The organism is Microbacterium sp. 05N427 (assembly GCF_056397105.1).
Genome location: NZ_JBFTMT010000005.1, coordinates 1 through 12,768, shown reverse-complemented (window position 1 = coordinate 12,768; position 12,768 = coordinate 1). Strand labels below are relative to the sequence as shown.

Genomic DNA, 12,768 nt, shown 5'->3' with positions numbered 1-12,768 from the left:
CCGGGACTCCGGGGGCGCCCGTCAGCGCAGGGCATGGGGTCGTTCGAGACAGGCTCCTCGCCCGCGTTCAGCAGCGGGGAGCCCAGGGCGTCGCACGCGGGGCGGCGACGGATTCGCGCTCGACGAGGCGCGTCCCCACGATGATCTCGCCCTCGGCGTGACGGCCGAACGCGTCGTCGGTGCGGCTCAGAGCGAGGCGCACGCTCTCGCGTCCCATGTCCTCGAGCGGCACGTGCACGGTGGTGAGCTTGGGGGTGAGCTCGCTGGACTGCGGGATGTCGTCGTAGCCCACGAGCGAGATGTCCTCGGGGACGCGCACGCCGCGTGCGGTCATCGCGTCCAGAGCGCCGGCGGCCACCAGGTCGTTCGCCGCGAARACCGCGGTGATGCCGGGGTTCCCGTCCAGGATCTCGCCCATCGTGGTGTGGCCGAAACGACGTCCGAAAGCCCCCTGGTGCACGAGCTCCGGGGGGACGTCGTAGCCGTGGGACTGCATCGCCCGGCGGAAGCCCGCCAGACGCGCGACGCTCGTGGAGAGCCCGATCGGACCGCCGAGGTAGAGGATCCGGCGATGGCCCTGAGCGATGAGGTGCTGCGTCACCGCGAAGGCCCCGCCCTCGTTGTCGTAGCCGACGATCTTCGTCGGCGCCTGCTCGCCCACCGAAGGGCGGCCGCACAGCACGAGCGTCGATCCGATACCGGCCAGCGTCCTCGCGCGTTCGGCCATCCGGCGTCGTGCGCGCGGATCGTCGTAACCTCCGCCGACCACGATCACGGCGTCGGTGCGCTGGCTGATCATGCGGTCGATGAGGTCGATCTCGCGGTCGACGTCGCCCTGCGAGGCGGCCACGATGCAGAGCCGGCCCGTGGCGGAGGCCTCCTGCTCCACGCCGCGCACGATGTACGAGAAGAACGGATCCACCAGGTCGTTCACGATGATGCCGACGCTGTGCGTGGCCGAGCTCGCGAGCGCTCTGGCGTGCGCGTTCGCCGTGTAGCCGAGATCTTCGATGGCCCGGTTCACGGAATCGCGCGTCGCCTGAGCCACCGGGTAGTTGCCGTTGAGCACGCGGGAGACCGTGGCCGAGGAGACTCCCGCCCGCTCGGCGACATCGGACATGGTCACGGTGTGCAAGGCACCCACCGTGGCGCGGTCGTCCTGGGTCGTCATCCCATCCTCCGTTCGTGGGCCGTCGGCCCGCTCTCTCACGTCGTGCGCTTCTTCGATCAGGCGGTGTAGGCCAGCTCGTCGGCGCGGAGCTCGTGCGCGAGGATCCCTCGACCAACGTACTGCTCGACCTCGCGCACAGCGGAGTCGCCCAGCCGATGGATCTCATTCCCCAGGGCGCCGGCGATGTGCGGCGTGAGCACCACGTTCGGCAGGCAGTACAGCGGAGAGCCCGCCGGTAGCGGCTCCGGATCCGTGACGTCCAGATATGCGTCGAGGCGTCCGGTCACGAGCTCCGCGGACAGGGCTTCCGTGTCGATGAGGGCGCCGCGGGCGGTGTTCACGATGAGCGCGCCATCGTGCAGGAGCGCGAGCTCGCGCTCACCGATGATCCGGCGCGTGTCGGGCGTGCTCGGGGCGTGCAGGGTGAGCACGTCGCTGCGGCGGCACATCTCCGCGAGGGAAACGGATTCGACGCCGAGTCGTGCGGCCTCCGCGGCGGTCAGATAGGGGTCGCAGACCAGGATCCGCGCATCCAGCCGGGAGACCAGGGCGATGACCTCGCGGCCGACCCTCGACGCACCGAGTATTCCGATCGTGACGCCGTTGGTCCCGATCGGGGGGATGCCGTCGACGGTGCGATGCCGCTGCGTGGTGCGCAGCTGGTGTGCGAAACGGCTCGCGCGCTTGAGTCCGAAAACGATCGCGGCGAGCGTGAACTCCGCCACGGGCGTGGCGTTCGCCGCCGCCGCCGTGCTCACCCTGATGCCCCTGCGGAACGCCTCGGCGTCGAGGAAGGTCTTCACGGTGCCGGCGGTGTGCACCACGGCCTCGAGCCGAGGAGCGAGGTCGAGCACGTGCGCATCGATGCGCGGCGCGCCCCAGCCGGTCAACATGATGCGCGCCTCCTGCAGCGCCTCACGGGCCGCGGGCGCGGCGAAGTCCCTGATCGGAAGAGGTCCCACGATGTCGACCGTGTTCCGAAGCCGCGCGAGGGCATCCGCGGAGAACACCTCCACGAACGAGTCCTCCGCCATGACGACCACGGCGGCGGGGCGTGCGGTCTGGGGCTTGTGATCCACAGCGATCCTTTCGTTCTGCATCCTGATAGTAAGCGCATACTACGCGTTCCGTCCACAGGGGCGAGGGTTCCCAGAGGTTGCAAGCCCTTGAAAATCAATGTTTCAGCGATATCGCACCGAGCGTTGACACTCGCAGATCCGTCGGGTACGTTCGCAGCACAGCAAGCGCTTTCTAGAATTTGCGTGAACCGATGAAGGTTCCCCGTCTCAGGTCGAGGTCGAAGATGAGCAGTTACAGCGAGCCGTTCGTGCAGAGCACGACGACTCCGGGCGACGGCGCTGCGGGTGCGCAGCCCGCGCGTCCCGCGGCGAAGGTGCGCCGCCGGGCCTCGCGGGTCGACAGCGTGCCCGCGCACCGCAAGCGCAGCCTCTGGGAGCGGGTCAAGCGCGACAGGGTCATGCTCCTGCTGATCGCGCCGGGGTTCCTCTACTTCGTGGTCTTCCACTGGCTGCCCCTGCCGGGCAACATCGTCGCGTTCGAGGACTACCAGCCCTATCTGGGCTTCATCGACAGCGCGTGGGTCGGCTTCGACAACTTCGTGAAGATCTTCGGGGATCCGACGTTCTGGCAGGCGCTGCGCAACACGCTGGTGATCACCGGTCTTCAGCTCGTGCTGTTCTTCCCGATCCCGATCGTGCTGGCGCTGCTGCTGAACAGCATCATGTCGAACCGGATCCGGAAGTTCGTGCAGAGCGTCGTCTACCTGCCGCACTTCCTCGGCTGGGTGATCATCGTGTCGATCTTCGGGCAGGTGCTCGGGGCGACCGGCGTGGTGCCGCACCTCATGCAGGCGATGGGGATGCAGCCGTTCGAGGCCATGACCACGCCCTGGTTCTTCCCGTTCCTGGTATCGATCCAGTCGGCCTGGAAGGACGCAGGGTGGGGCACGATCATCTTCCTCGCCGCTCTCATGAACATCGACCAGGAGCTGTACGAGGCCGCCGCCGTGGACGGCGCGGGCCCCTGGCAGCGCATGAAGACGATCACCATCCCCGGGATCATGCCGGTCATCATCCTGCTGCTCATCCTGAACCTGGGCAGCATCCTCTCGGTCGGGTTCGAGCAGATCGTGCTGCAGCGCGACAACGTCGGCGCGGGGGCCGGCGAGGTGCTCGACACCTGGGTCTACTACCACGGCATCCAGAACGGGCAATGGGGCCCGGCAGCGGCCGTCGGTCTCGTGAAGGGCATCGTCGGCCTCGCGCTCGTGCTCGGCGCCAACAAGGTCGCTCATCTGTTCGGCCAGGAAGGGGTGTACTCCAGTGGCAAGTGACGTGCAGCTGACGACCAGGGCGGTCGTCATGCCCCGTACCCGACGCAGGAACCGCAATGCCGAGTCGGCGCGGCCGGCCTGGATGGAGAAGCCCAGCCGTCTCGGCATCACGGGCAAAGCACTCGTGGTCACGCTGATCTGCGTTGCGACGATCTACCCGTTCCTCACGGTGATCTCGACCAGCCTCTCGGACAGCACCGACATCGCGAACGCCAACGGCCTGGTGCTCTTCCCCCTGCACCCGACGTTCGCCGCCTACGAGACGATCTTCTCCGGCGGCATCATGACCGCGGCGCTCGTCCGCAGCATGCTCATCACCGTGATCGGGACGCTCTGCTCGCTCGCCGCGACCGTCGGCATGGCCTACGGGCTCTCGCGTCGCGATCTCGCGTTCGGGAGGTTCATCCTGCTGACAGCGCTGTTCACGATGCTGTTCACTCCCGGCATCATCCCGAGCTTCCTCATGGTCAAGCAGCTCGGCCTGCTCGGCAGCTATGCGGCGCTGGTACTGCCCACCCTGATCTCGGCGTTCAACCTCGTGGTCGTCCGCTCCTTCTTCATGGGTCTGCCTCAGGAGCTGTTCGAGGCGGCGAGGATCGACGGCGCCGGAGACTTCCGCATCCTCGTCAAGATCGTGCTGCCGCTGTCCAAGGGCGTGCTGGCCGTGGTCGGCCTGTTCTACGCGGTCGCCTACTGGAACGCCTTCTTCAACGCGATGCTCTATCTGAACAGCGACATGTGGCCGTTGTCGATGATCCTGCGCCAGTACGTGCTGCTGGGATCCCCGCTCGACACGGCGTCGGCCGGCGAGATCTCCGCGCCGTCGCAGGCGATCCAGATGGCCGTCGTCGTGATCAGCGTCATCCCGATCCTGCTCGTCTATCCCTTCCTGCAGAAGTACTTCACCAAGGGCGTCCTCACCGGCGCCGTCAAGGGCTGAGTCCCGTTCCACCCGATCGATCCACCTCCCCTGCAAAGAAAGGAGCCCATCGTGGCTCTCGAAACGAACCGGCGGACCTTCCTGTCCTTCGCCGCTCTCAGCGTCCTCGGCGTCGTCGCCGCGGGCTCCCTCGCCGGCTGCGGCACGAAGGGCGCCCTCAACGCCTCCGCCGCCTCGGCCTCTGTGCTGCCGAAGTACATCCCGCTGAACGGTGCGACGCCCGATCTCGCCGGTACTGCCGAGGGGGTTCCCGCAGCCTTCTTCAACTACCCGGCCAAGCCGTTCCGATCGGTGCCTGCACCGTTCCTCAAGGGGCAGAAGGTCTCCGCGATCACGAACATCTTCGGTCCGCCGCCCACGCCCGCGGCGTCCAACCCGGCCTGGCAGGAGATCAACAAGCGCCTGGGCGGCACGGTCGACATCACCGCGGTCTCGAGCGACGACTACGACACCAAGCTCAACACCGTGATCGCGGGCGGAGACATGCCCGACCTCATGCTCAACGACGGCGCTGCGATCGCCGACATCATCGGCTTCCTCGAGTCGGCCTGCCAGGACCTCACACCGTTCCTCGCGGGCGAGAAATCCAAGGACTACCCGAACCTGGCCAACATCCCGCAGGCGTTCTGGAAGCCGGCCGTGCAGAACGGCAAGCTCTACGGAATCCCGATCCCTCGCGGCATGACCGGCGGATCCGGCTTCATCAACCAGACCTTCTTCGAGGCCGCAGGCGTCACCGACACCTCGACCATCAAGAACGCCGACGACTACCTCTCCCTCGCCAAGCAGCTCACCGGCGCCGACCGCTGGGCCCTCGGTAGCACCAAGTTCGGTCTGATCCCGTTCGAGCACATCTTCCACGTCCCGTACAACTGGACGATGAAGAGCGGCAAGCTCGTGAAGGACATCGAGACACCGGAGTACCTGGAGATGGTCTCGTTCGTGCAGAAACTCTACGCCGCGGGATGCTTCGCCCCCGGCAGCGAGGGCTGGACCAAGTCGCAGATGTCGAACGCGTTCATCTCCGGCCAGGTCGCGCAGATCTACGACGGGCTGCCGGCCTTCGGCAAGCCCGGCGGATACCAGCAGACCGTGCCCGCGGCGAACCCCGCGAACAAGGTCGCCCCGTTCATCCCGTTCAGCGCCACGGGCGGCAAGGCCACGGTGTGGCTGGACAACATCGACTTCGCCTGGACGATGGTGAAGAAGGGCAGCACGGACCACATCACGCAGGTGCTGCAGGTGGCGAACTTCCTGGCGGCGCCGTTCGGCAGCGAGGAGTACCTCCTGATGAACTTCGGCGCCGAGGGCACCGACTACACCCGCGACGCCAAGGGCAACCCGATCCCGACGCCCGCGGCGGCCCTGAACACGGCCGTCCCGTGGAGGTATCTGGCGGCAGGCCCCAACACGCTGTACTCGCCGCAGTTCCCCGATGCGATCAAAGTGCTGCACGACGCGTACTCGAAGCTCGTCCCGATCGGCGTGGCGGATCCGACTCTGGGCCTGTTCAGCCCGACCAACGCGAAGCAGGGGATCACGATCGCCAAGCCGGTCTCGGACGCGGTGACCAACTACATCGCCGGACGTGGTTCGCTGAACGACGTGAAGAGCGCGATCTCGACGTGGAAGAGCGCGGGCGGCGACGCCATCCGCTCCGAGTTCCAGAAGGCGCTGAGCGGCGCGACGGCCAGCCCGTCCCCGAGCGCCTGAGACGCAGCGGATCCGTGAACGTGGGAGAGGGCGGCGGGGGAGAGGGAACCGTGAGGGAAGACATCTCGACGACGATCGCGATGGATCCGGTCCTCTCCCCGTTCACGGGCTGGGGCAGGGCGCAATGGGAGGCGGTGGCGGACCGTTGGCTGGGCCAGGTGCGCCGCTACGCCAGCCCGGAGGGCGCCCTGCCGCGTCTGCCAGGACGGATCACCGGCGACGGACCACGACGCGAGGGGATGGAGGCCGTGGGTCGGTCGTTCCTGCTCGCCGCTCCGCGCATCGCGGGTGCCGTGGATCCGGGGGACCCGGTCGTCCAGGAGCACCTGGAGTACTACTCCCGCGCGCTGCTGGCCGGCACTCGGCCGGGCGGGGCGGAGGAATGGCCCCGCGGGGTCAGCTGCCGCCTGCCCCTGACCGGGATCACGAACTCGATCGTCGAGGCCGCGAACGTCGCGTTCTCCCTGCACATCAGCCGTGACCGGTTGTGGTCGGGTCTGACCCGGCCGGAGCAGCTTCAGATCGCGGACTGGCTGCGACATCATGCCCGTTGCGAGGTGTGGCAGAACAACTGGCAGCTGTTCCCCGCCATGGCAGAGGGCTTCCTGCGCTCGGTCGACGAGGACGTGCGCGGACTGCATGCGGTCCGCAACGTGGCGCGGGTGGAGAGCTGGTATCTCGGCGACGGCTGGTACACGGATGGTCCGGAGCATGCCGTTGACTATTACAACGCCTGGGCGATCCACCCCTACCTCTGGGCCTGGTACCGGATGACGGACACCGTGCACACGCCCGAGGGGCAGCGGTACCTTGAGCGCCTCCACGACTTCACTGCATCGCAGGCGCACATGGTCGCCACCGACGGCGCGCTCCTGCATCAGGGCCGCTCGCTCACCTACCGCACGGCCGTGCTCGCCGCCTTCTGGTGCGCGGAGGCTTCGGGAGCCAGCGCGCTCACCCCCGGCCAGACCCGCCGCATCGCCTCCGGCGTGCTCGCGCGCTTCACCGCGCAGGGAGTCGGCGCCGACGGTCCGCTCAGCCTGGGCTGGTACGACGAGTTCGAGCCGATGTGCCAGGACTACAGCGGCTTCGGATCCCCGTATCTGGCAGGCATCGGCTTCCTCGGGCTCGCGCAGCCCGAGACCGCGCCGGTCTGGACCGACGTCGAGGAGGCGCAGCCCTCCGACCGCGGAGGGTTCACCGCCCCGATCGAACCCGTGGGGTGGGTGCTGCGCGGAGCCTCGGACGGGATCGTGCGGATGGCGAACCACGGCTCGGACCACACGACGCTGCCCGTCGGTGAGGATGAGGACCGCGACGACCCGCACTATGCCAAGTTCGCGTACTCGACGCACACCGCGCCGGGCACCGGGCCGGCCTGGGCCGAGGCGATCGACTCGCACTTCGCGCTGCTCGACGACGACGGCGCCGGCAGCCGCCGCAGTTCCCTGCGCGCCACCCGCGTCGAGGGTGAGGTTGCCGGATCCGTGCACGTACCGCAGCTGCACCGACGCGCCCTGCCCGGCACTGCCGTGACGACCGTCACCGCGGGGGAGGGCACGGCCGAGGTCCGTGCGCACCTCGTGCAGACGGACCGGCCCTGGGCGATGCGCGAGGGCGGCTGGGCGGTCGCCGACGATCGCGAGCTCGCGACCGGCGTCTTCGAGGATGGAGCGTGGGCGCAGGGCCGCGACGGCCTGCTCGCCGCGGTCGTCGGGCTGCACGGGTGGGATGCCCCCGAGCCCGCCGTCGCCGACGACGGTGCCCCGGCCCGCGCTCAGGTGTTCGCCTACCGCGACGCGAACGCGATGGGACCGCACTCGGCGACCCCCGCGCTCCGAGGCGTCACCGGCACGGGCCGCACGGTCGTGATCACCCTGCACGTGCTCGAACGCGGTGGCGCGGTGGATCCGCGGGGCTGGCGCGACCGCGTGCGGGCGGACGTCGACGGCACGCGCGTGCGCCTCGTGTGGGCCTCGGGCGCGACGTCGGAGTTCGATCTCGCGACCTTCGTCCCGTGGGACGGACATCCCGGACTGACCGGTCCGCGAGGGGAAGCGCGATGATCCCGCTGCAGTACGGCGCAGGCCGCGGCGCCCGCCGCGAGGACCCGACGATGCGTGCCTTCCGCGCCGACCGGTTCGGGCAGTTCGTGCACTGGGGGTTGTACGCGATCCCGGCGGGGACCTGGCAGGGGCGCACGATCGAGTTCGCGGCCGAGTTCCTCACGCACTCGGCGGACGTGAGCCGGGAGGACTGGGCCGCGCTCGCCGCCGACTTCACGCTCGACGGGTTCGACCCGGCCGAGTGGGCGCGCACGGCCAAGCGGATGGGCGCGCGCTACGTGACGATCACCACCAAGCACCACGACGGATTCTGCCTGTGGCCGAGCGCGTACTCCGACTTCACCGTCGCCGCCACGCCTTCGGGACGCGATGTGCTCGGGGAGATCCTCGACGCCTACCAGGCCGAGGGCCTCGCCACCCACCTTTACTACTCGGTGCTGGACTGGCATCACCCCGACTGGCGATACGCGATCGAATCCGAGGACGACCGCGTCGCGTTCGACCGCTACMTCGACTTCGCGACGAATCAGCTGCTCGAACTGGCCGACAGATACCCCCGGGTGCGCGGCTTCTGGTTCGACGGCACCTGGGACGAGTCGGTCAAGGCCAACGGCCGCTGGACGGCGGAGATCGAACAGCTCCTCAAGGAGCGGATCCCCGGTGCGATCGTGAACAGCCGCCTCCGCGCCGACGATCGGGGAGCGCGGCACTTCGACTCCAACGGAGCCCTCATGGGCGACTACGAGAGCGGCTACGAGCGCCGGCTYCCGGCACCCTGGGACACCTCGGTCGCCGTGCACGACTGGGAGGCCTGCGCCACCCTCACCCAGGCGAGCTGGGGCTTCCACGACTCCGCGTGGGCGGAGCGAGGACGGAAGACCCCGGCGCAGATCGTCGAGCAGCTCGCGCAGACGGTGAGCCTCGGCGGCAACCTCCTGCTGAACTTCGGTCCGCGCGGCGACGGCTCGCTCGCGCCCGTCGAGGTCGGCCTGGCCGATGCCGTCGGCGCCTGGATGGCCGTGAACGGCGCGGCGGTGCACGACAGCGGCCCCGCGGCGGGCTGGGACTACCCGGGCTGGGGCTTCTACACCGCGCCCCTGGAGCCGGACGCGCCGGCCGAGGGATCCGCGGGCATCGTGCACGCGATCGTCACCCGAATCCCCGTCTCCGGCATCCTCACGATCGCGCTGCCCTCCGGGGTCGCGCTGCGCGCCGTCCGCGCGCTCGCCGACGGCGCGGAGGCGCCCTACACCGTGCTGGACGCGCACACCGTCCAGCTCCCGGCTCCCGCGTCCACGGGGATGCCGATCGTGCTCGCGCTCGAGACCGTGGCCGCAGAGCAGGCGAGCGGCCCGCGCGAGCCCAACCCGGACGTCGCGCTCGTGTGATCGCATGAGCGGGCGCCTTCCCGTTCCGCGCTTGCGACGTGGGGAACGGGAAGGACACACCCAAACCCTCCGCTTCGAAGAGGAATAGGAAAGGGCATCACCATGAAACCGCACCGCACCGTAGAACGCAAAGCCCGCTGGCGACGACTGACCCCGGCTCTCGCCGCGGGCGCGGTCCTCGCACTCGCGCTGCCTGCCGCCGCACAGGCGGACACCGCGCCGACGCCTCCGCAGTACACCGCGGCCGGCAGCACGACGCTGAAGGGCGGACTGACCAGCGACATCGCCGGGTCGGCCTATCTCGGCAAGGACGGCCAGTTCCACTGGACGAACGCTCTCACCGCCTACAGCACGAGCCCCGGGAGTGCATGGGCGCGCACGTTCACGAACACCGACATGGGCGCGGTGTCCGCCGGAATGGGCACGACGACGCAGAAGGTGCAGGCGCCCGCCTACTACGCCGACGCCGGCACGATCTGCTATCAGCTGGACAAGGATCCGACCTTCCCGATCCCGTCGCCGCAGCAGGACGACCACTGCGACGTCATCGGCGTGTGGGTGGATCCGCAGGGCACCTGGCACGCCCTGCTCAACGACGAGTTCCAGTTCGACCCCTGGCAGACCAAGGGAGCGGACGCGACGATCGCCGACAAGGTCTCGACGGGGCATCACAACAACCGGATCCTGCTCGCGACCTCGAAGGATGAGGGCGCCTCCTGGCAGTACGCGGGGCCCGCGCTGACGTCGGCGTGGGATGACGACCAGGTCATCGACGACACCGCGTCGCCGGGGCAGTCGTACCCCTTCGGGAACTCCGGGTGCCGGCTGTTCATCGATTACTCGACCGGCTACTTCTACGTCACCTACAACGTGAAGATCTACAAGAAGCCGGCCTCGTCGACCCTGGCCAGCTGGACCGAGATGGCGCGCGCGCCGATCAGCGGCGGCATGGCCAGCGGCACCTGGCAGAAGTGGTACAACGGATCGTGGTCGCAGCCCGGCGTCGGCGGCATCGACGGCAACGTCAACTCCATCGGCGGACTGAACGTGTCCTACGACCCGGCGACAGACCTCATCGCCTGGAAGGGGTCGGGCGACACCGCATCCGCGTCCTATCAGGCGGCCAAGGTCGGTGCCGACCATCTGATCGTCTTCGCCGACGCCTCCGGCCGCACCTACACGGCGAACACCCTGGCGCACACGGTCATCGACAACGCCACAGGGCAGTCGGCGCCGGATCGCACGGTGACCTACCGCGACCCGGTGACCGGGCAGGACATGACCCTCAAGGCGGTCGACGACAGGTACGAGAACGGCGTCAAGGTCGTCACGGGCGGTATCTACGTCACTCAGACGGACCCGGGCAGCGGGGCTGCACAGACGGTCGACCTCATCACCAACAGCGCGTACTACAAGGATCCGGTCTCGAACCACCTGTACCTGCCGTCGGCCAACAACGAGTCGGCCATCTCGTACAACGCGTTCTCGGGGCTCTACCGCATCGTCGGCTACGACGGCAACGTCTACGAGACCGCGGATCTCGGGGATCCGAACTCGTGGAAGGTCGTGGGGCTCATGCCCGCCGGATCCAACGGCGGCTACCTCACCTCCCTCGACAACGGCAGCCTGACGAACCAGAACGTCACCGGACGATCGTTCCTGACGATCTCGGATCTGAACGGCAAGGTCGTCGACATCGCGCAGACCGCCGGCGACGGATCAGCGGCGGTGAGCACCGAGTACACACCGCGGGACACGGCAGGTGATGCCGTGAGCGTGGGCTCGGCCTACGTGCTGCGGGTCGGCGGCAAGGCGGTGACGGCGAACCGGGGCCCGGGGCTGGACGGCGGCAACGGGGCGGCGACCGGGGTCTCCACCTGGAAGCTCGAGCCCGTCAAGGACGTCCGGGGCAGCAGCGATGAGAACAGCGGCTTCTACCGCCTCGTCGATGCGGCGACCGGCAAGGACCTGCAGGTGTCGGGCTCCGCGCCCGCCGCGCAGCGCGCGGTCGATGCCGTCGTGACCGTCGGGACGCCGCAGGCCGATGCCCAGCCCCTGACCTCGGCGGGCCTCGGCACGCCAGGGGGCAGCGATCAGTGGTACCTGCAGCGCGTCGCGACCGACGGCACTTCGCTCGACGGATCGACCACCTACCGACTGGTCAATCGCAACAGCGGCCTCGCCCTGCAGTACGTGAACGAACGCATGCGGCTCGAGCAGCAGGCGCCGGGAGACGCCTCGCAGTCCGTGACGCTGACCGTGCGCTAACGCCCGTCGCAACAGGCCGGACCGGGGCTCCCCGGTCCGGCCTCGCCACGACCGACCAGAAAGGAATGACATGAGAGAACACGACCAGACCCCGCCGACCGAGGAGTTCCGTTCGGCGGTGATCGGTGTGGGTGCGCGTGCGGGGGTGGCGTTGCATGTTGCGGGGGCGGGGGGCAGGGTGGTCGCGGCGGTGGATCCTGCGCGGCAGACGCATGAGCGGGCTGCGCGTCTGTTCGGGGATGTCCCGGTGTTCGCTTCGGTCTCTGATCTGCTCGCTTCGGGTGTGGTGCTTGATGGGGCGTTCGTCACGACGCCGGATTTCACTCATGCCGATATCGCGGTCGAGCTTCTTGAGGGCGGGGTTCCGGTTTATCTGGAGAAGCCGCTGGCGATCTCGATCGAGGACGCGGACCGGATCTTGGAGACCGCGTATCGCACGGGGTCGAAGCTTTATGTCGGGCACAATATGCGGCATATGCGGGTGGTGCGGATGATGAAGGACGTCATCGATCGTGGGGAGATCGGGGAGGTCAAGGCGATCTGGTGCCGTCATTTCGTCGGTCATGGCGGTGACTACTACTTCAAGGACTGGCATGCCGAGCGGGACAAGTCGATGAGCCTGCTGCTGCAGAAGGGTGCGCATGACATCGATGTGATGCATTGGCTCGCCGGCACCTCCTCGCGGACCGTGGTCGGGGTCGGTGACCTCGCCGTGTATGGGCGGGTGGAGTCCCGGCGTGATAACTCGGACCGGCGCATGGGTGACTGGTTCTCGATGGATAACTGGCCGCCGGCGGAGCAGCGGGATCTGAATCCGGTGATCGATGTCGAGGACATCTCGATGATCATGATGCGCACCGATTCGGGGG

Annotated in this window: 9 protein-coding genes; 7 read left to right on the top strand and 2 right to left on the bottom strand. The window is 68.5% G+C overall.

Features of this window, described 5'->3' with window-relative positions:
* Positions 1-67: 67 nt before the first annotated feature.
* Positions 68-1,171 (bottom strand): LacI family DNA-binding transcriptional regulator, encoded by a 1,104-nt coding sequence (locus AC1DG4_RS05835; protein ID WP_477379370.1) that lies wholly within the window; start codon positions 1,169-1,171, stop codon positions 68-70.
* 56 nt (positions 1,172-1,227) lie between these two features.
* On the bottom strand, positions 1,228-2,250 hold the full coding sequence (locus AC1DG4_RS05830) for a hydroxyacid dehydrogenase (protein WP_477379368.1): 1,023 nt from the start codon (positions 2,248-2,250) through the stop codon (positions 1,228-1,230).
* 224 nt (positions 2,251-2,474) lie between these two features.
* Here AC1DG4_RS05830 and AC1DG4_RS05825 point away from each other — a divergent pair, with 224 nt between their 5' ends.
* The 7 genes from AC1DG4_RS05825 to AC1DG4_RS05795 form a co-directional block, all read left to right on the top strand.
* Positions 2,475-3,524, top strand: a complete 1,050-nt coding sequence (locus tag AC1DG4_RS05825; protein ID WP_477379366.1) for an ABC transporter permease — start codon at positions 2,475-2,477, stop codon at positions 3,522-3,524.
* Entirely contained in the window at positions 3,514-4,464 is a 951-nt protein-coding gene (locus AC1DG4_RS05820) for a carbohydrate ABC transporter permease (RefSeq protein ID WP_477379364.1), read from the top strand. The genes AC1DG4_RS05825 and AC1DG4_RS05820 overlap by 11 nt, the downstream gene beginning before the upstream one ends.
* A gap of 51 nt (positions 4,465-4,515) precedes the next feature.
* Entirely contained in the window at positions 4,516-6,177 is a 1,662-nt protein-coding gene (locus tag AC1DG4_RS05815; protein WP_477379362.1) for an extracellular solute-binding protein, read from the top strand.
* Between the two features lie 50 nt (positions 6,178-6,227).
* Entirely contained in the window at positions 6,228-8,243 is a 2,016-nt protein-coding gene (locus tag AC1DG4_RS05810) for a DUF2264 domain-containing protein (protein WP_477379360.1), read from the top strand.
* Complete coding sequence (locus tag AC1DG4_RS05805; RefSeq protein ID WP_477421126.1) at positions 8,240-9,631, top strand: alpha-L-fucosidase; 1,392 nt, start codon at positions 8,240-8,242, stop codon at positions 9,629-9,631. The genes AC1DG4_RS05810 and AC1DG4_RS05805 overlap by 4 nt, the downstream gene beginning before the upstream one ends.
* 102 nt (positions 9,632-9,733) lie before the next feature.
* On the top strand, positions 9,734-11,899 hold the full coding sequence (locus AC1DG4_RS05800; protein ID WP_477379356.1) for a hypothetical protein: 2,166 nt from the start codon (positions 9,734-9,736) through the stop codon (positions 11,897-11,899).
* A gap of 70 nt (positions 11,900-11,969) precedes the next feature.
* Positions 11,970-12,768 (top strand): Gfo/Idh/MocA family protein (locus tag AC1DG4_RS05795; RefSeq protein ID WP_477421125.1); only part of this gene is annotated, 799 nt, incomplete at its 3' end.

Excerpts from the sequence above, each read along its gene's own strand:
- AC1DG4_RS05825 (WP_477379366.1), top strand. The coding sequence starts at position 2,475 with ATGAGCAGTTACAGCGAGCCGTTCGTGCAGAGCACGACGACTCCGGGC.
- AC1DG4_RS05800 (WP_477379356.1), top strand. The coding sequence starts at position 9,734 with ATGAAACCGCACCGCACCGTAGAACGCAAAGCCCGCTGGCGACGACTG.